The sequence below is a fragment of the Citrobacter sp. FP75 genome, from assembly GCF_018342065.1.
In the GTDB taxonomy this organism is placed as follows: domain Bacteria; phylum Pseudomonadota; class Gammaproteobacteria; order Enterobacterales; family Enterobacteriaceae; genus Citrobacter.
The window spans coordinates 860,439-878,427 of sequence record NZ_JAFDOE010000001.1; the positions used below are offsets into that span (position 1 = coordinate 860,439).

20 protein-coding genes are annotated in these 17,989 nt (G+C 51.7%); all 20 read left to right on the forward strand.

Going from position 1 to position 17,989, the window contains the following annotated elements; translation table 11 throughout:
- Positions 1-8 precede the first annotated feature (8 nt).
- Positions 9-776 carry a hypothetical protein gene (locus tag JQ822_RS04230; RefSeq protein WP_213132404.1) on the forward strand — a complete coding sequence of 256 codons (768 nt, stop codon included), beginning with the start codon at positions 9-11 and terminating at the stop codon, positions 774-776.
- 66 nt (positions 777-842) lie between these two features.
- Complete coding sequence (locus JQ822_RS04235) at positions 843-2,237, forward strand: DUF2213 domain-containing protein (protein ID WP_213132405.1); 1,395 nt, start codon at positions 843-845, stop codon at positions 2,235-2,237.
- A 3-nt stretch (positions 2,238-2,240) separates the two neighbouring features.
- Positions 2,241-2,675, forward strand: a complete 435-nt coding sequence (locus tag JQ822_RS04240) for a hypothetical protein (RefSeq protein WP_047500243.1) — start codon at positions 2,241-2,243, stop codon at positions 2,673-2,675.
- Positions 2,676-2,685: 10 nt separating this feature from the next.
- On the forward strand, positions 2,686-3,771 hold the full coding sequence (locus JQ822_RS04245) for a major capsid protein (RefSeq protein WP_213132406.1): 1,086 nt from the start codon (positions 2,686-2,688) through the stop codon (positions 3,769-3,771).
- A 9-nt stretch (positions 3,772-3,780) separates the two neighbouring features.
- Positions 3,781-4,146, forward strand: a complete 366-nt coding sequence (locus JQ822_RS04250; RefSeq protein ID WP_213132407.1) for a hypothetical protein — start codon at positions 3,781-3,783, stop codon at positions 4,144-4,146.
- Positions 4,147-4,148: 2 nt separating this feature from the next.
- Positions 4,149-4,529: a DUF7370 family protein gene (locus JQ822_RS04255; protein ID WP_213132408.1), complete on the forward strand. Its 381-nt coding sequence runs from the start codon at positions 4,149-4,151 to the stop codon at positions 4,527-4,529.
- Complete coding sequence (locus JQ822_RS04260) at positions 4,529-4,699, forward strand: hypothetical protein (protein ID WP_213132409.1); 171 nt, start codon at positions 4,529-4,531, stop codon at positions 4,697-4,699. The genes JQ822_RS04255 and JQ822_RS04260 overlap by 1 nt, the downstream gene beginning before the upstream one ends.
- A complete protein-coding gene (locus JQ822_RS04265; RefSeq protein WP_149381435.1) occupies positions 4,696-5,013 on the forward strand; it encodes a DUF6527 family protein in 318 nt (105 codons plus the stop codon). The genes JQ822_RS04260 and JQ822_RS04265 overlap by 4 nt, the downstream gene beginning before the upstream one ends.
- 9 nt (positions 5,014-5,022) lie before the next feature.
- Positions 5,023-5,373, forward strand: a complete 351-nt coding sequence (locus JQ822_RS04270) for a hypothetical protein (protein ID WP_213132410.1) — start codon at positions 5,023-5,025, stop codon at positions 5,371-5,373.
- A gap of 2 nt (positions 5,374-5,375) precedes the next feature.
- Positions 5,376-5,840 (forward strand): HK97 gp10 family phage protein, encoded by a 465-nt coding sequence (locus tag JQ822_RS04275; RefSeq protein WP_213132411.1) that lies wholly within the window; start codon positions 5,376-5,378, stop codon positions 5,838-5,840.
- On the forward strand, positions 5,837-6,220 hold the full coding sequence (locus JQ822_RS04280; RefSeq protein ID WP_213132412.1) for a phage tail termination protein: 384 nt from the start codon (positions 5,837-5,839) through the stop codon (positions 6,218-6,220). Before JQ822_RS04275 ends, JQ822_RS04280 begins: the two co-directional genes overlap by 4 nt.
- Before the next feature lie 64 nt (positions 6,221-6,284).
- Positions 6,285-7,028 (forward strand): phage tail tube protein, encoded by a 744-nt coding sequence (locus tag JQ822_RS04285; RefSeq protein WP_213132413.1) that lies wholly within the window; start codon positions 6,285-6,287, stop codon positions 7,026-7,028.
- A gap of 57 nt (positions 7,029-7,085) precedes the next feature.
- Positions 7,086-7,757 carry a DUF6246 family protein gene (locus JQ822_RS04290; protein WP_213132414.1) on the forward strand — a complete coding sequence of 224 codons (672 nt, stop codon included), beginning with the start codon at positions 7,086-7,088 and terminating at the stop codon, positions 7,755-7,757.
- Between the two features lie 12 nt (positions 7,758-7,769).
- On the forward strand, positions 7,770-10,853 hold the full coding sequence (locus JQ822_RS04295; RefSeq protein ID WP_446714998.1) for a tape measure protein: 3,084 nt from the start codon (positions 7,770-7,772) through the stop codon (positions 10,851-10,853).
- Positions 10,853-11,350 (forward strand): hypothetical protein, encoded by a 498-nt coding sequence (locus JQ822_RS04300; RefSeq protein WP_213132415.1) that lies wholly within the window; start codon positions 10,853-10,855, stop codon positions 11,348-11,350. Before JQ822_RS04295 ends, JQ822_RS04300 begins: the two co-directional genes overlap by 1 nt.
- Complete coding sequence (locus tag JQ822_RS04305; protein ID WP_213132416.1) at positions 11,350-11,820, forward strand: hypothetical protein; 471 nt, start codon at positions 11,350-11,352, stop codon at positions 11,818-11,820. Before JQ822_RS04300 ends, JQ822_RS04305 begins: the two co-directional genes overlap by 1 nt.
- Positions 11,783-12,199: an NlpC/P60 family protein gene (locus JQ822_RS04310; RefSeq protein WP_213132417.1), complete on the forward strand. Its 417-nt coding sequence runs from the start codon at positions 11,783-11,785 to the stop codon at positions 12,197-12,199. The genes JQ822_RS04305 and JQ822_RS04310 overlap by 38 nt, the downstream gene beginning before the upstream one ends.
- Positions 12,186-14,660: a host specificity factor TipJ family phage tail protein gene (locus tag JQ822_RS04315; RefSeq protein WP_213132418.1), complete on the forward strand. Its 2,475-nt coding sequence runs from the start codon at positions 12,186-12,188 to the stop codon at positions 14,658-14,660. The genes JQ822_RS04310 and JQ822_RS04315 overlap by 14 nt, the downstream gene beginning before the upstream one ends.
- Positions 14,661-14,718: 58 nt before the next feature.
- Positions 14,719-16,794: a tail fiber/spike domain-containing protein gene (locus tag JQ822_RS04320; protein WP_213132419.1), complete on the forward strand. Its 2,076-nt coding sequence runs from the start codon at positions 14,719-14,721 to the stop codon at positions 16,792-16,794.
- Between the two features lie 61 nt (positions 16,795-16,855).
- Positions 16,856-17,887: an acyltransferase family protein gene (locus tag JQ822_RS04325; protein WP_213132420.1), complete on the forward strand. Its 1,032-nt coding sequence runs from the start codon at positions 16,856-16,858 to the stop codon at positions 17,885-17,887.
- Positions 17,888-17,989 lie beyond the last annotated feature (102 nt).

Consider the following 17,989-nt stretch of genomic DNA (forward strand, 5'->3'; position numbering starts at 1 on the left):
GGTTTGAAATGAGCAATATCGATGATCTGAAATTGCTTCAAAAGCAATCTTTAGCAGCCGCGAGACTCAGCGGAGAAAAGCACTACCGTGGATATGTTCCTTGTAAGCATGGGCATGTTTCTGAACGACTGGTATCAACCCAGCAATGCTGCAAGTGCCTTGAGTTACGAAAACGTGGAATGCGTAAAGCAGTTGGCGTTCCTCAGTCGAAATCATCAAGAGTGAAGAAGAATACAGCCCTCAATCTGGGGAAAACACACTATTTTACAGGTGTGGCATGCAAGCGAGGACACATTGCTCCGCGACTGGTATCGACAAGGCAGTGTACGGAATGCCTATCACTAAGGGATCGCAACGATGCCCCGCAGACTTTAAGCGATGCAGCGAAGATCAGGCGCAATGCTGCTAGGCGTGGTAGAGCTGGAAGAATTAAAAACAGAGCATATTACAACAGTGTTTTGAGACACGACCCCTGCTATAAGCTGCGCCGCAAGGCCTATGACGAAATCAATAATGCTCTCGCCTGGAATAGCGGAAGGGTGAAAATGGCGATTGGCTACACCTCTGACGAACTGCGCGAGCGTATACAGTCTCAATTCCAGCCCGGAATGACATGGAGCAATAGGGGGGAATGGGAGATTGACCACCGCAAGCCCATATCAGCCTTTATCGCTGAAGGGGTGACCGACCTGATGGTCATTAATGCGTTAGATAATCTCCAGCCCCTCTGGAAAGAGGAAAATGCCATCAAGGGCAGCAAATACATACCAGCTTAATCAAACACAACAAGGTCGCTACGGCGGCCTTTTTTTATGCCTGAAATCCACCAATGAGGACCCAGCATGAAACGCAACCGCGTTAACGTGCTGACCGTCGTCAACTCCGCTTCAAACATCACCACTGAAACCATCGACGGCAAGCCACATATCGTGGTTCGCGGCATCACGCCTGTCGTTGACGATATTGTGATGAACCGGAAGTTGTACCCGGCAGCAGAAATCGAAAAGGCCTACAACACGCTCGAGCGTAACCCGATGCCGCTGGGCCATCCGAAGGTGGACGGTAAGCACGTGTCGGCGCGCGATGTACGGGCGGTGAACAACTACCACGTCGGTGCATGGCTGCAGAACGTCAACCATACAGACGGCAAGGTGACGGGCGATATGTATGTCGATCGCCAGTATGCGGAGTCCAGCGATAAAGGTAAGCGCCTCGTCAATCGCCTCGACGAGATGTCAGCCGGTACCAACTCCGACCCGATTCATATCTCAACTGGCTTGCTCTATTCCGGTATCGCCGCCAACGGTGAGTCAAAGGGCAAAAAGTACGACGAAATCGCTACCAACATGAACTTCGACCATGTGGCGGTGCTGTTAGATGAGTCGGGTGCAGGTACGCCTGGCGAGGGAGTTGGGATTTTCGTTAACGCTGAAGGTGATGAGCAAGAGATTGAAGTTGCCAACCTCGCTGATGGCGCTGATTGCACGCGTGAAGGTCCGTGGAACAAAACCAAATTCTTCTTCACCAACGCCTCGAACTTTTCGTTCGATGATATCTCCCGCGCCATCAGCGACAAGCTTCGCGAAGGCCGCGGCAAGGATTCATACCTCTGGCCTGAGTCAGTCTGGCCTGACACCTTCATCTATCGCGATGATGCCAAATATTTCAAACAGAAGTACCTCATCGATGAGGGCGGCAAAGCCGTGTTCGTCGGCGAACCTGTAGAAGTCGTGCGCAAACCCACTGAGTACGAGATTAAAACCAACGGAGAGAACGATCCGATGAAAGAACTGATTATCAATGCGCTGAAAGCCGCTGGTAAGCCGACCGAAGGCAAGTCCGACGACGAGCTGATGGACGCATACAACCAGATGGCCGCCGAGAAGGCAGCCGCGAAAACCGAAACGCCTGAAGAGAAGGCCGCGCGCCTGAAGAAAGAAGCTGACGACAAAGCGAAAGAGCAGGCCAATAACAGCCAGGAAGCTCCAGCATGGTTTAAGCCATTCGCTGATGATTTGGCTGCCGTTAAATCTGGTCTGACAGCCAACTCTGATAAAGAGAAAGGCGAAAAGCGTGCGGCCGTGAAACTGGCGATGAACATGAGCGATGAAGAAGTCGCAGATCTGGATGGCAAAGCTTTAGACCGACTCTATGCCAACAGCCAGAAATCCACCGGCCTGAATGGTGCATTCCGCCAGGTCAATTCCTCAGAATCAGTCAGCGAAATGCCGGAGTAAAAAATGGCTAAAGATGGAAAGCATATCATCCACGCGGGTGGCGTATTCCCGAACCCGCTTCTCAACCGTGAAGGCGGCGCAGCTGCATCTACTCTGCCTGGCACCGTGGGATTCTTCAGTGCCACGGATAAATTCACGGCTTCTGTGGCAGGTGCAGAAGTAGCGATTAAGTACGTGGCAAACAAAGATTACCTGCGCTGCCTGAGCGTTGATGATGCCATTCCAACCAATGAGTTGGTCGTTGGCATTCATCCGTTGCCAGGTATGTTCCTGAACGTTCGGGCCGCTGCCGGTACCTACACCAAAGGCCAGCCTGTTGCCGTCGCAAATGGTCGCGTCACCGCCGTTGTCGCTGATGCCGTTGTATTCGCCTACATCGAAGAAGATAAAGCTGTCACTGCGGTGGCGGGCGATCTGATTCGTGTTGTGTTCAAGTAAGGAGCACTGAATGTTTGTATTCTCCAAGTCTATCGGCGAAAAGACCGGTAACGCAGAAGTTAACCAGTGGCAGTTCAACAACCTGCAAAATGAGCGTAATGCCAGTGCGCAGGCTGTTGCTGACTTTCTGGCTCGCACGCGCTTTGGCGAGAATGGTCATCTGGACGCGGTAAACGCTGTAGATGATATTCGCCGCCTGTACCGCGCATTTGATACCACCGTATTGCAGCAGTTCGAACCGAATACCGAATTCACCCTGTTGAATGACCTGATGCCGCTGTCGCGTTCAGTCCGAATTGAGCAGTCACGTTACGACTACGCACGCACTGGTGGTCGCGGCTGGGCGCATACCTCAATGTCTGGTCAGGTTGGTGCGGCGCTCGATGCTCGCAGCTATTCCTTTGATGGCACGATGGTTCCAATTCATGACTCAGGCTTCAAGTTTGAGTGGCGAGATCCAATCTTCAACAGCCCTCAGGCATTGCAGTCGCAGTCTGATGCGCAGCGTGGTTCGGTTGAAGACGTTCAGCGCCGTTATGTTGACTACATCTTCAACGGTTTCCGCGATAAAGCTGGCAACTTCGCTGTGTTCGACGGCCTGACCTGGAAGGGCATCAAAGACGATGAGCGTGTGGCGCAAATCGACCTCGGTGCTTCTGGCCTGAACATCGACTTTACGTCTGGCACTGCGACATCACAGGCTATCCGTGCAGGCGCGATCGCTTTGCGTGACCAGATGCGTCGCGTGAACAACCAGTATGCAGAGCAGACCTGGTACGTGTCCGGTGAAATCATCTCCAACCTGGAGCGTTATTTCTCAGACAATTTCCAGTCTGGCACGATCATGGATGAAATCCTGAAACTGACCGGTGTTGCGGCGATTAAAGAAGACGGCCAGTTGACTGGTAACGAAATCGTCATCGTGCCACTGGGCGCAGGCGTTATCGCTCCGATCGTCGGACAGGCTATCGGTACCGTTGCATCTCCTCGTCCGGAGTACAACAGCGACTACATCTGGCGGACCTGGGGCGCGATGGGGTTGATGGTTAAGCAGGACATCAACAACAAATACTCCGTCATTCACGCATCAAGCTAAGGATAAATCATGGCACTGGTAGAAATCGTGGCAAGTAACCTGCACGCCGGTGCCAATCTCCGCAAACTGGAGGTTGGTTCGGTGGTGGATGTGGACGACGCAACGGCTGAGCGCTGGATCAGCGCTGGCAAGGCGAAGGAAACCGACAAGAAGAAAGGCGAGAAGCTTTCCTTCGAAGTGGCAACTCCGTCCGCGCAGACGGCAGACCTGTCTGGACTGCAAAAGCAACTCGCCGACGCGCTTGAGCAGAACCAAAAGCTGATCGCTGATGGTGAAGCGAAAGACAAGGCTCACGCCGACGAACTGGCAGCAGAAACAAAACGCGCCGACGATGCAGAGTCCGCGCTGGCTGAAGCAATCAAGAAGGCGAAATAACCATGACTGACCCAATCACAGCGGCAGACGTGCAGGCGTTCCTCGGTGAATTGGGTTACTCCATTCCGGGCGCGCTGCTTACGCCGATCCTCTGCGTGGTAAACAAAATCATCCCGTGCCTCGATGGGGCTGGGCATGACGAGTGCACCGCGAAGCTGATCCTGATGTACGCCGCTGCGCTTATGGCTACGTCTTCAGGCGCGCGGCGCATCAAATCGCAGGGGGCGCCGTCCGGCGCGTCACGCTCGTTTGAATATGGCGATGACAGCATTACCTGGCTGAGAAACTCTCTGTCTCAACTCGATACGAGCGGATGCACTGGAGAGCTTCCTATCAGTGCGGGTAACAGTGTCGGATTCTTTGATGTGGTCGGAGGCTGCTGATGACGTACAAATCAGTTGATCACGGTCTGCCACGCTCGTTCACCCGCGTCTGGGTGATGACCGACACCGGGCGGGAGACTACCGGCTACGTTAAATCGGACGGTGAGTGGTTCATTAACTGCCCGCGCATCCGAGCGACTGGCGCGAAGGTGCTGAGGTGGAAAGAATGACAGAGCGAGTGAAGAAGGCGAGCGATAACCGTTTATCGTTCATGTGCCCCGGGTGCGGTAGTCGCCATGTGGTGCAGGTCGGCACTGGCAATGGTCCGCGATGGGGATGGAATGGAAGCGTTGATAAGCCGACGCTGACTCCAAGCGTTTTGGTTACTGGCTTCATGCCCAGCGATGACCCAGAAGAGTTTGACGACGCCACGAAAGACAAACCGTTTACTTGCCATTCATTTGTGACAGATGGGCAGATTCAATATCTGAATGACTGCACGCATAGCATGGCGGGCATGACGGTGTCGCTACCAGAGCTTTGAGGGGGTGCAATGTCTAGCGTTGCAAACTGGTCATACACCGCCACGGCGACCATATGGCGCAAGCTGGAAGGCAATGACGAATACGGAGACCCGCTTGGCTATGCCGAACCTGAGCAAATCATGGTGGATTACGAAGGTGGTCTGTCAAAGCGTATCGGTAGTCTCGGCGCCGAAATCGTCGTGAAGAATACAGTCTGGACTGAGTTCGCGTTGTCGGCTGCGGGTGATTACCTGCTGATTGGCGTGTCGACAGAAGCGGATCCGGTTGTGGCCGGTGCTGACGAGGTGCGGCAGGTTATCCGTTACGCTGACACGTTCGAGCGCCTGGCGGATGATTACGCCATTCTCACGGGAGTGTAGCCATGGGCATTAAAGTGAAGGGCATCAGCCAGGCGAAGAAGCACCTGAACGATGTCATCAACGACGTTAAGGGGCGCAAAGTTATTCGCGCGTTACAGTCGGCGATGATTCTCATCGGTGCCCGGGCGGCCTATTACACACCGATCGACACCTCTACGTTGATTAACAGCCAGTTTCGCGAAATCGATGCTGGCGGCGTGCTCATCACCGGGCGCATCGGTTACTCAGCCAACTATGCCGCGTACGTGCACGAAGCGTCAGGCAAGCTGAAAGGACAGCCGCGCGCGCACTTCGGCGTAACGAGTAACCGTTCGTCAGTTGGCCCACAGAAACCGAAAGAGTTCGGAGGTGGTACCGGCAAGGGCAATTACTGGGATCCACATGGCGAACCTCAGTTCCTGACCAAAGGTGCGAACGATGAGCGGGATACTATAGACGCTGTGATGCGCAAGGAGCTTTCGCTATGACCCCCATGATGCACGAGAGGGTGCGCAACATGTTCGGCGACGCCGGGCTAACTACCGGCTTCAAGGTGCAGCAGTTGATGTACGACGACCCGGACGACATGTCGAAGGCGATCATGGTATTCAGGCCAAATGGCGGGTCGAATATTCGAACTGACCTTGGCTCTGAGTATCACGTCCTGGTCGATGTCGTAGGCGCGAAAGATAAGCGCAAAGACGCTCTCAATGCTGTGCAGCGTATAGTCGATTACGTCCAGGCCAACCCCATGGCTGACGAGTGCGTCGGCTACATCCAGAACATGGGCGCAATTCCCGCGCCGGTGCTCACAGAAGAAGGGCGAATAGTCTTCCGACTCCAGTTCGCCTGCACTTACGGCGAATAGCCATCCCAACCAAATAACCCGCTCCGGCGGGTTTTCTTTTTTATACGTCAAAGAGGAGTTTCACATGGGTAACTGCCCGAACTCGAACGAGCGCCTTTTCGGCGGTGCGGTCGTGCTGGAAGTCGCCGATGGCTGCCCGGACGTCAAGCCACTCGAAGGGGAGTGGATGGCGCTGGCTGCTGGTACGTCGAAAGGCTTCGACTTCAACCCGAACTCGGTTACCTCTGATGCGGATGACGGCGGCGGCTATGTCGAGACCATCATCACCAACAGTGATTTCACACTGAGCTTTGAAGGTGAAGTGCGCAAGAAGGACAAGCTGGATCAGTACGGCGTTGGCAAGTTCATCAAGTATTTCGCTGACGAGCTGAAGGCCAAGCGCCAGCCTGGTATGTGGGTTCGCATGGATTACGGTCCGGTCGAATTCGTTGGCTACATGAACATCACAGCACTGAGCTCTGACGGCGGTACCAACGATATCGTCACATTCTCCACCGAGTTCAAAGTAGGCGATGCAACCACCATCGAAGTGAACGAGCTGACTGCGGTGGCGGTGACTGGCGTAACAGTAACCCCGGCAACCAGCACCGGCGCGGCTGGCGGCACCAGCACCTTCACGGTGAATATCGCACCAACTGGCGCCACCAACAAAGACTTCACCGTCGCATCAACCGATCCAACCAAGGCCACTGCTACGGCATCCGGTACCACCGTTACGGTGAACCGTGTCGCCACCGGCAGCGCGCAGATCATCATTAACACCGAAGATGGCAACTTTGTGGCCGTGCATGCGGTTACCGTTACCTAACGGATATTCCAAAGGGCGGCGTGCTGCCCTTGATAATGACCGTTTACTGGAAGGCCTATGACTGCTTTAACCGATATTGGTGAAATCTCTGTCAGCGACAGCCGCGAAGGCGGGAAAGACTACCTGCTCAGGCCTTCATTCGAGGCTATGACCAGGATCGGCAGCCCGGAAGAGATAGTCCAGGTTTACGCCACCATCCACGGTAATGATGTCGCTCAGCTCATTGAGGTGTGCGCAGGCACGCTTGGGCGTTTTCCTGACTGGCTATCCCCATCATTCAACCGCGCTGCTGAGAAGTTGCTATCAACGAGCATGCTGGTGCTGCAGGCGTGCTGCGATGACGACATGACGCCAATGATCGGCGAGTGGAAAGGGTGGCGGCACTGCGTCGTCTACCGCCAGGGCCAGATGCCGAAGAACGACATCATCGTACTGGCTCAGCATCTCATGCAGCACGGTGTCGTCGGAAAGGTAAAGGTTCGCCAGCTGCAGCGCCACGAGACCGGCGAACGCACAACAGAGTTTAAGGCCTTCGACTACATCAGCGCTGCACGTAGCCATTTCGGCATGAATCGCGCCGAAGCAGCCCAGCTAACGATGACTGAATTTCAGATGCTGCTGGCGGCGAAATACCCTGACCAGAAAGGCTTTACTCGCGAAGAGTACGACAGCATTGCCGACGAATACCTGGCTAAACAGGCCGCTCGCAGGGCAAAAGCAAAGCAATAACCGGAGAATGACATGGCAGGTGAGAAAGACGCCGGCAGCATCGTCTATACAGTAAGCGCTGATATAGCTCCCTTACTTCAGGCTGGCCGACAAGCCATTGAGTCACTTGACGGAATGGGTGATGGCGCAGGTAAAGCCGCCGATAACTTTTCCGGGCTTGAAAAATCTGCTGATAAATCTGGCAAGTCGATCGCAAGGGCTGCGGATGATGCGAGCAATGCAGCCAAAATCATGGAGCGGCTTGGTAACGAAATAGCAGTTCTTGAAGAGGCAAATAAAAATGGCGCACGCAGCGCTGCCGCCCTCGCAGCTCAGATTGCAGCGTCAGGGGATGCGTCAGAGGCGCAGAGCAGGGAGATTGGGAACCTTGCGGTAAAGCTTTTTGACGTAAAACAGGCCGCTATCGATGCTGCAAAAGCAAATAGCGATAGTGCCGCTGCTTTCAGAGCATCAGAATCGGCTATCTCATCCCTTGAAGGTGAGTTGTCCGTCCTTAACGCTGAGATGATTGAGGGATCTCGCAGCGCCGCTATTCTGTCCGCCCAAATGAAAGCGGGTAATGGGGCAACTGACGAGCAAAAGGCGCGTATTTCTCAGCTTGCTGGTCAGCTCTATGACCTCAAATCTGCTCAAAATGCGTCAGCAAAAGCATCGTCTGAAGCAGCTAAGCAGGCGGCGCAACAGGCCAATGATGCGGCAAGATTGCGCTCAATTTCTCTGAGCCTTACGCAGCAGATCGCAGTTCTCAATGAAGAGCAGAAGAATGGCGCGAGAAGTGCGGCAATGCTATCGGCCAGGCTCCAGGCTGGATCATCTGCTACTGCGGCTCAACGAAAAGAAATTGGCGAGCTTGCAGGTAAATTATACGACCTCAAGCAAGCGCAAAATCAGACAGCAAAATCTTCTGTTGGATTAAAGACAGGGCTGTCTGCAATAGCTTCCGCGATCGCCGTATCTCAGGTAGTTGATTATGGTAAGCGCTTCCTTGAAGCGGCTGACGCCATGTCTCAAATGCAGGCCAGAATCGAGAGGTTAACCGGCAGCGCCGCGGCCGCCACCCAGACAATGCAGGGTTTGATGCGCATAAGCTCGGCAACGGGCGGCTCACTGCAGGACACCGCGAAGCTGTGGGAAACCCTAAGCACAGCATTGCGCGATACCGGAGCGACGAACGGTCAGATTATTCAGCTCACCGAGACACTTCAGAAAATCGGGCGCATCGGCGGATCCTCAACCGAGGAAATGGCTAATGCTCTTCGTCAGTTCGGCCAGTCGATATCTTCGGGTACTATCCGGGCGGAGGAGTTCAACTCCATCCTCGAGCAAATGCCTGAACTGGCGCGTCAGATTGCCGCTGGGATGGGCGTGAGTGTTGGAGAGCTTCGCCAGCTTATGCTGGACGGTAAACTGACTGCTGAAGACGCACTGAATGCCATCCAGAAACAAACCGGCTCAGTAAATGCAGAGTTCGAAAAACTTCCTCGTACTCTGGCTCAAGCCAATAACGCACTGACTAACTCATTCCTGTCGATGATCGACTCAGTTAACCAGGCGACTGGCGCGAGTTCAGGGATGGTAACGGTAATCGACTCGTTAACAGCAGCGTTAGATAGATTGGCAGGCAAAGCTATTTCCGCAGATGCTCAGATCTCTGATCTGAACAGTACGGCTGAAATGTTTAACCGCCGGGCGCGCACCTGGTCCTGGCTTGGGCTTGATGGCTGGGAGGCGCAAAACAAAGCGCTGGCCGGGCTGAGCAATAAAGCCGCCATGCTGGTTGGCGATCTGGCTGCTGTTTCCAAAGCATCACAGACCGCGGCAAACACAAAGCCCATAGAGATAAAGGCGGTGGCGGGAACAGGCAAGCAGAAAAAGACGCAAGCCGAAAAGGACGCTGAAAAATACGCCAAGGCTCAGGAGGCGGTTAATGAAAAGATTGATGAACTCAGGCAAAAATCAGAATTGTCAGCCAATAGCGTTGGCGAGCTTTCTCGTGCACAGGCGATTCTTAATGCCCAGCAATCACTCGGTAATGATGCTACTCAGGAGCAGATCATACTCGCCGGGCAGTACGCGGCTAAAGCATGGGACAATGCCAACGCATTACGCGCGCAGGCCAAGGCGGAAAAGGAACGTACTGACGCGGCCAATAAGTTCAGCACTATCCAGGGAAAAACGAGCAAAACGGCTGGGCTGGATAGCCAGTATCAAAAAGATATCGCCGACATTAACCAGTACGCTCAACTTTACCCGCAGAAGATCGGAGAGGCAGAGGCTGCACGCGCCGCTATCGAGCAGCAGTATCGTGATCAGCGCAACGCGGCGATGTGGGAAGAATGGGCGCAGCAGAACGCGGCCACACAGGCAGCAGCGGCGGCTTTTGATTCTCTCGGTTCAGTCGCAAGCAATGCTTTAACTGGCATCATCACAGGAAGTATGTCAGCCAGTGACGCGATGCGCAGCATAGGGATGACTGTCCTTAACAGCGTGATTAACTCTTTCGTGCAGATGGGCATCGAGTGGGTGAAGTCTGCAATTATGGGGCAGGCAGCGCAAACTGCTGCGATCGGAACTGTCGCGGCTGTTCAGACGGCAGCTGTAGGAACACAGACGGCGGTAAGTGTCGCGGCAGCCGGAACAACGGCGGCGGCATGGACGCCAGCGGCAATCCTCTCATCTATTGCTTCAATGGGTACGGCGGCAGCGATCGGCCTCGGGGCGGTGGCTGGTGTCATTGGTACCAGTCTGCTCGGAAAGCGAAAAAACGGCGGGCCGGTTTCGGCTGGCGGGATGTACCAGGTCGGCGAAGGTGGCATGCCTGAGATTTACCAGGCTAGCACCGGTAAGCAGTACATGATTCCTGGCGACAACGGCAAGGTGATCAGCAATAAGGATATGACAGCAGGCGGCGGTGGCGGGGTGATTTTGAATATCAACAACTACTCCTCCGCGTCGGTCGATGCTCAAGCAACACAGGGCAGCGACGGCACCTGGACCATTGATGCTTTCATTGCGGACATGAATAACGGTGGACCAGCCAGCCAGGCCATAACCGGAAATATGAACGTTAAACGCACGCCAAGGGGGCAAGGGTAATGGCGATTATTGATTATCCTGACTGGCTACCGCTGGCGCAGAAGCCCGGTAAAAACATGATGCTTGATACCGGATTTCAAACAGATCAGCCAGCGGTTGGCCCAGCTATCTTCCAGAACCTAACAGATGATATTAAGGCGACCTGGTCATTGACGTGGATTTTCACACTTGACCAGGAGCGAGCCTTCCAGCAATGGCTGAGAAGCCCTAATTATCTGAATAGGGGTTTGAACTGGTTCCGTATGAGGGTGAATCTCGGCGGCAGTGGCCTGCAACTGCAGGAGTTGCATTTCACTACCATGCCAGTGCAAACCAGCATGGATGGTGGTGTGGTGACATGGACGGGGACAGTTATTGCTAACCACCTGTTTAACGCTGACGACGAGTTCGACGACATTATTGTTGAACTGCCGCCGCCGTGGGATTCGTGGCTGGATATCGTTGTGACGGGTTATCCGGACGGTCGCGATCCCGAAAGTATCCCGAGGGTTCCTTAATGCCATCGTTCCGTCAATATAAGCAGCAGCGCCCGACGCGCGGGCTTTACGACACCATCACCTTCTATCATCCATCGTTTGGCTATGTTCGTCTCGTTGACAAACAGTTCTTCCCGAAGGCACTTGGCGGCCAGACGTATACGCCCGCTCGTTTTGAAATCGAAGAGAGCCAGCAGAGCGGTACGCCGGTGATCGACGCGACTGTGAAGTTAGGACGGCTTTCGTCGGATATTAAAGCGTTGATGAAGCAGTGGAAGGGCTCGGCAAGGCTAACAGCCATCACGGCCACACGGCAGATCTTCGACAGTGGCGACGTTTCGGTACCGATTAAGTCATGGCAGTTATACGTCAAGACCGTGGATATTGACGCCGATGCTGCGTCAGTCACCTTGTCTGTAACGAACCCGCTGAACAACAACATAGGACGACTTTATGATCCGCGCGAGTACACCGGACTACAGTATCTCTGATTTTGTCCGCAGGGTGATCGGCGTGCCGTGGGCTAACCGCGCCTGCTCGTTCGAGAAAGTCGACTGCTGGGGACTGTGTGTGCTGTATTACCGTCACGTTCTCGGAATTGAACTGCACCAGACGCCGGACTACGAAGCCGGTGAGGATTTCTTTACCTGCTATCAGGGTGATGTTGTTTTCTGGATGCAGGTCGATAAACCTGTCGATGGCGGAATATTCGTCGGGTACCGCGGCTCGCAGCCGGCACACGTTGGACTGGTGCTGAACCGGCAGGCGCTACATTCGCGCGGCGAGAACGGAAGCGTGCGTATGGACTCATTGCTGGTCATTCAACGAGCATTCACAAAAGTGGAGTATTTTTCGTATGGCGTTGATTGAACTCCAGCGTTTCCCGGGAACGCCAAAAGAACGCTACAGGGTGCCAAATGGCACCCTTTTTTATGACTGGCTGGCCGCCAATGACAGCAACTTTCACCGCGATCTGCTTATCGTCCGCAACGGTGTGAAGCTGACCGACGATGATGAGCTGGCGTTTGAGCTATGCGAGCTGGATACCGTTCAGATATTCGACCAGCCGAAGGGTATCATTGGCGACATTCTCAGCCCGATTTTCAAAGTTGTCGGCGCGGTCTTCTCGTTCCTTGCTCCCAAACCGGCGATCGCCAATACCGGCGGCAACACGATTGACTCGCCAAACAATAGCCTGACCGGCCAGACGAATACGGCGCGCGTCTACAAAGCAAAACCTGACATCTACGGACAAATACGTTCATATCCTGATCTGATTCAAGAATCGCTTTTTGAGTATGTTCGGCAGAATGAAAATGATGGTGGACTAAAGTTTGTTACAGAGTGGATGTGTGTTGGCATAGGGAAGTACGGCTACGAGTCGGTTCGTTACTCAGAGTCAAGCCTTGGAAGTATGCCTGGTGCCGAATACCAGTTTTTCCAGCCTGGCGAGGTGATCCCCACCATCAACGAAGGCTACGGGTTCGACGACGTCGACGGCCAGGAGGTTCCCGGGCAGAACGAATCTGACAATTTCCCGATCGAGACTGCTACGGCCACCACGGTTGTGAGTGGCACTTATTCCGGCGGGCAGATTGCGGTAAAAATCATCAAGCAGGCTGATTTTGATTACTTCATGGGCCTTGTCCTGCCGCACGCCGTTACCTTCACGATTAACGTTACCTACAGCACACCAACCGGCAACGTAACGCAGGATGTCGATTTCTCCGGCACGCTGATTTCAGCTGTCGAAACAAACGACGGAGCGGTGGTTAACCCGGTCCGGTGGTACACATTCACGATGGGGGATCTGATTGGCCATCCTGACGTTCCGGCAACGGCGACAATCAACACGACGAAGTTCATCCTCAACGATAACGAAGCGCTCGTGGTAGGCCCGTTCTTCTCGCCGGTCGAGTCCTCTCAGTTGTGGCTGCACACTCAGGTACAACTGGGCGGCAAAAAGTCAGCCGACTGGAAGGTCACGATCTGGAAAATTGACGATGACTACAACCAGGTGCCGGGTACTCAGCAGACGTTCACGTATCACCAGGGGACGCCGCACAAATCATCGAGCGAAGTATTTTACCGCACCGACAAGCTGACGCCGACCGGCGGTTTTGGCAAGTACGCTATTAACTTCCAGCGCACAGATAACTCGAGTGATGCCTCTATCCTGAAGGTTGAGGAGATCCACTCGGTTAACGTCAGAACCAACGTCGTGCATCCAACCGATACGCTGGTGCGCGTGAAGGTAAGAGCGACAGAGAACGCGCTGGGCAGTCGTGATCGCAAATACAACGCCCTGGTGACGCGTCAGACCATCACTTACAACCTCACTACTCAGGCGGTCGACTATACGCTGCGACCGTCACGCTCATTTGCTGATGCCGTGGCGCATACCTGGCTTGTTATCGGCGCGCAGTCAGTCAGCAGTATTGACCTGTACGGGCTGTACTCGATTGCTGAAAGCCTGCCCGATGAGCGCCTGAGTTATTTCGACTACACGTTTGACGATGAGAACGACTCTCTCGGCGACCGTGTGCAGGCTATCTGTAATGCTGCATCAGTGATGGCGTACTGGGATGACGGTGTACTGACGTTTACTCGTGATCAAAAGGTCGACTACCCATCGGCGGTATTCAACCGGGCCAACATGAAAACGGATGAGTACAAAATGACGTACGAGGCCACGCTACCTGGTGGCTACGACGGCGTGCAGGTGTCCTACGTGCATCCAACCACGAACAATAAGACTTACATCAACTACCGCGTGCTGAACGGCGCCATCGTCGAGCAGGAAGCGGAGAACCCGAACAAACTGGAGATAGTTGGCTTCCGTAACGAATACCAGGCGCGTGAGCGTGCGATGCGGGAAACGAAACGCCTTATCTACTCGCGGGTGAAGATGAACGCCAAAGTGTTTGAAGACGGGATTATCCAGGTGGGTAGCGTCATTCAGATGCCAGACATCTACGACAGCAACCAGCAGCAGGGCTACATTACTGGCCGGGCAGGGAATAACTTCGATACCAGTGAGCCGATCACTTTTACCGGCTCGATGTATGTGCTTGTAACCGACAGTCTGGGCAATCCCACACTGCGTTATCCTGCGACGGCGCGCGCTGACACGAAGTACGGATTCACCGCCGCAATACCCAACATTCAGCTCAATATCTGGAACGGAGATACAGTGCAGCTCCCATCGCGATATCTCATCGCAACAGTTGAGGAAATGGACAGCCAGCTTTGGACTGTCAACAGCATTAAACCAAACAACGATAACACCGTATCTCTGACCGTCGCGGAGTACAGCGACAACATCTACTAAAAGACCAATCCACCAATCTCAACCCGGCCACTGCGCCGGGTTTTTTTATGGAATAAATATGGCTACGCAACCTACTCAAAATGCTGTACCAAGCGAATCTCCTCGCGACCTGAAATTTAACGCGGGAAAAATTGACGAATTCGCGACTTCATTAGTTCAGCAATACATCGATCGTTTTGGTAATGCCCATTACACGATTGAAGGGCTTAAGCAACTGGTACTGCAGCAAATCTATAACATCGGATGGAGTCTCAAAGGGTCTTTCCAAATCGGTGGTACTGTGACATCTGCTGGCGACCTATTGCAGGATGAAAGTACGAATATTTGGTACCGATGGGATGACCTGGAAACCTTGCCAAAAACCGTTCCGTCAGGCTCTACACCATCTTCTGCTGGCGGAACTGGAGAAGGGAAATGGCAGCCTGTTGATGTCAGCGATGTTCTTCGTAAGGATCTTGCGAGCGCGTTAAGCAACAAAGGCGATTCATTAATTACAGTTAAGCAACCATTTACTGGTGCCGTTGCAAGAACTCAACACGACAAAAATAAAGATGTAGTAAACGTTAAAGATTTTGGAGCCAAGGGGGATGGAATCGATCATCCACTGAGTGAGGTGTTCCCGTCACTCGCATCCGCACAAGCAATCTATCCGTTTGTGACCTCCCTTAGCCAGACGCAGGACTATGCTGCTATCCAGGCAGCTATTAACGCAGCAAAAACTCTAAACTCCGCTGTGTTCATCCCATCTGGCAATTACATTGTAAACAAAACAATCAAAGTTGATTATGCACCAACTATTTATGGTGAAGGCGGTCAGGGCCTGAGGGATGTAGCTTCTACCCATGAGCCATCGCCAGTTCGCGGTTCCTCAATATTTTCAAAAGTTTCATCTGGTAGAACTATCGATATTGAGCCGCCTAAGTTCTGCTTTGGTTTAAATCTTAGAGATTTTGCTGTGTGGGGAGTTGATGGATCTTGTGATACAGGGATTCATCTAGCAAACGTTGGATGGATGGGTATTGTTAGCGGAGTCAACATCCAGCAGTTCCCAAACCAAGGGCTGGAGCTTGGATATCTTCAGGATACGTATTTTAACAACTGTAGCGTTCTGCAATGCGGAAATTCTACTAAATATGCTGTAACCTGTGCCGTTGATTCAAATTACATTTACTTCAATGGATGTCATTTTGAACTTACAGCATACATGTTTAACCTTAACAATTGCTGGAACTTCTCCTGGAATCAGTGCCATTTTGAAGTGGCGAGACCAGTAGGAGACGGGGTTACTGATAATGACAGGTTCTATTACACTTCAACAGCCATTAGTCTTGGAAACTCCTACCGGATGTCATTTACTGACTGCACACTAATACCTGTAGATGCTGCATATCTGGCTACTAAGCTATCACTTCCACGCAAAGATGTGCCTTACTTTATGACTGGTTCTGGACCATATATTACTTTCAGCGGTTGCATCTGGCTGGCGCCTGAGGGAAGCGTTGATGTTGGATATTTTACAGGGTATCACATACACTTTAATTCATGTCAATTAATAAGTATGACCCCATCGAAGCCATCACTTTATTTACAAAAAGGAACAGTATCAAACTGCACTATTACCATAAAAATAGACGATGACTTAGATCAAATGTACGGAATAAGCGTAATTGAAGGTGCCTCTTCTGGTAACTCATTTGTGTTTATTGGATATGATAATTTAACAAAGAGAACGAACGGGTTTATTTTTACTGGTGGCGCCATGTGTAATGGTAACGAGTATCAAGAAAGCCAGTCAGTTCATAAGTATTTAGACAATGCAGCCACTGTGTATGGATTTGATGGAAAAGTACCAAAATATGTAGATGTTAACGTTAGTGGTAACATAGACCTTACTGATTACCACCCATCAACACAGATTAGAGTTGGCGGGAATGATGTAAATATAGGTCACATATACGGTTCACCATATGGAAGGGATGTAATAGTAACAACAAACAATGCTGGAACAATAATCTCTTACTCATCTGATAACATACTTACCTCTGGGGCGGTAAACTACTCTCTAGGGCAGTACCGCACAACTATATTTAAATGCATTAGCACTGGAGTCAGTGTTTTGCAGCAAATAGGTTAATTTGCAAGTTGTTGAATGTGTGATAAGATTCATTTCTTTACATTTAAATTTAAAGAATGAAATGAAGCACATTCAACAACTTGATGGACTAAGAGCGTTAAGTGTAATGGGGGTTATCCTGTACCATTTAGGGATCCCAGGATTCGGTATGGGTTGGCTTGGGGTTTCTTTTTTCTTTGTGCTTTCTGGTTTTCTGATCACAAGGATATTGATAGAGTCTAAAACTAGTAGTAACTTTTTCTCTAATTTCTATATAAGAAGAAGCCTACGAATATTCCCGCTATACTACCTGTACATATTTATTGTGTTTATATACTGCTCCTATCTTGGAATACAAGATACGCAGAACTGGCTTTACTATATCTTCTATGTACAAAATTACACTATGGCATGGAACGGATTCGCTTATGTTCCAGGACAAGAACTTGGTCACACGTGGTCTTTGGCGGTTGAAGAGCAATTTTATTTACTCTGGCCGCTTGTCGTTTTTCTTTGCAACAGGAAGCTTATTTTTATTTCAGCAATAATACTTTCATGTGTGGCAATATCATCAAGATTTTACCTTGCTGAATATACTTCAATAGTTTCTTTTGCTCCTCTATTCTCAACAATGGATACGCTACTAATTGGCGCTATCATTGCTGTTATCTCTGTAAATCAACGAGCGATGAGAATAATTTCATGCACATTGCTTGCTGTGGGCCTGTTCTGGTTCATATCGGTAGTTAAATTTGGTGCGCTTATATATGGCTGGCATAAAGGGATTGAAGCGGCCAATCAAAGTCTTTACCTTTCATCAAGCATTTTATTTGCAGGTGTAATAGGCGTTATCGCGTCAGGAGTGGTGAAAGCTAAATTCCTTACCATTGCACCATTAATTTATCTTGGGAAGGTAAGTTATGGGCTATACCTGTGGCATCCATTTGCAATTCAGATTGTGGACTCACTGCAGTACCGTGGTCATTTATTGTGGATAACTGGGCCAATGGTTTTAGCATCTAAACTGGCCCTAACTATCGCAATTTCTGCACTTTCATTTAAGTTTTTTGAGCTTCCATTCCTCAGGATGAAAGACAGGTTTACAAAGAAGTAACGCTCCAGAGCCCACCTATGTGGGCTTTTTTGTGCATGGCTCTTGATCGATGTCGCAGATCGGTAATACTGTATGCATATACAGTAACTATCAGAGGTGCAT

Excerpts from the sequence above, each read along its gene's own strand:
- JQ822_RS04300 (WP_213132415.1), top strand. The coding sequence starts at position 10,853 with ATGGCGATTATTGATTATCCTGACTGGCTACCGCTGGCGCAGAAGCCC.
- JQ822_RS04310 (WP_213132417.1), top strand. The coding sequence starts at position 11,783 with ATGATCCGCGCGAGTACACCGGACTACAGTATCTCTGATTTTGTCCGC.
- JQ822_RS04320 (WP_213132419.1), top strand. The coding sequence starts at position 14,719 with ATGGCTACGCAACCTACTCAAAATGCTGTACCAAGCGAATCTCCTCGC.
- JQ822_RS04245 (WP_213132406.1), top strand. The coding sequence starts at position 2,686 with ATGTTTGTATTCTCCAAGTCTATCGGCGAAAAGACCGGTAACGCAGAA.
- JQ822_RS04290 (WP_213132414.1), top strand. The coding sequence starts at position 7,086 with ATGACTGCTTTAACCGATATTGGTGAAATCTCTGTCAGCGACAGCCGC.
- JQ822_RS04315 (WP_213132418.1), top strand. The coding sequence starts at position 12,186 with ATGGCGTTGATTGAACTCCAGCGTTTCCCGGGAACGCCAAAAGAACGC.
- JQ822_RS04325 (WP_213132420.1), top strand. The coding sequence starts at position 16,856 with ATGAAGCACATTCAACAACTTGATGGACTAAGAGCGTTAAGTGTAATG.
- JQ822_RS04295 (WP_446714998.1), top strand. The coding sequence starts at position 7,770 with ATGGCAGGTGAGAAAGACGCCGGCAGCATCGTCTATACAGTAAGCGCT.
- JQ822_RS04250 (WP_213132407.1), top strand. The coding sequence starts at position 3,781 with ATGGCACTGGTAGAAATCGTGGCAAGTAACCTGCACGCCGGTGCCAAT.
- JQ822_RS04230 (WP_213132404.1), top strand. The coding sequence starts at position 9 with ATGAGCAATATCGATGATCTGAAATTGCTTCAAAAGCAATCTTTAGCA.
- JQ822_RS04265 (WP_149381435.1), top strand. The coding sequence starts at position 4,696 with ATGACAGAGCGAGTGAAGAAGGCGAGCGATAACCGTTTATCGTTCATG.
- JQ822_RS04280 (WP_213132412.1), top strand. The coding sequence starts at position 5,837 with ATGACCCCCATGATGCACGAGAGGGTGCGCAACATGTTCGGCGACGCC.
- JQ822_RS04235 (WP_213132405.1), top strand. The coding sequence starts at position 843 with ATGAAACGCAACCGCGTTAACGTGCTGACCGTCGTCAACTCCGCTTCA.
- JQ822_RS04255 (WP_213132408.1), top strand. The coding sequence starts at position 4,149 with ATGACTGACCCAATCACAGCGGCAGACGTGCAGGCGTTCCTCGGTGAA.
- JQ822_RS04270 (WP_213132410.1), top strand. The coding sequence starts at position 5,023 with ATGTCTAGCGTTGCAAACTGGTCATACACCGCCACGGCGACCATATGG.
- JQ822_RS04240 (WP_047500243.1), top strand. The coding sequence starts at position 2,241 with ATGGCTAAAGATGGAAAGCATATCATCCACGCGGGTGGCGTATTCCCG.
- JQ822_RS04285 (WP_213132413.1), top strand. The coding sequence starts at position 6,285 with ATGGGTAACTGCCCGAACTCGAACGAGCGCCTTTTCGGCGGTGCGGTC.
- JQ822_RS04260 (WP_213132409.1), top strand. The coding sequence starts at position 4,529 with ATGACGTACAAATCAGTTGATCACGGTCTGCCACGCTCGTTCACCCGC.
- JQ822_RS04275 (WP_213132411.1), top strand. The coding sequence starts at position 5,376 with ATGGGCATTAAAGTGAAGGGCATCAGCCAGGCGAAGAAGCACCTGAAC.
- JQ822_RS04305 (WP_213132416.1), top strand. The coding sequence starts at position 11,350 with ATGCCATCGTTCCGTCAATATAAGCAGCAGCGCCCGACGCGCGGGCTT.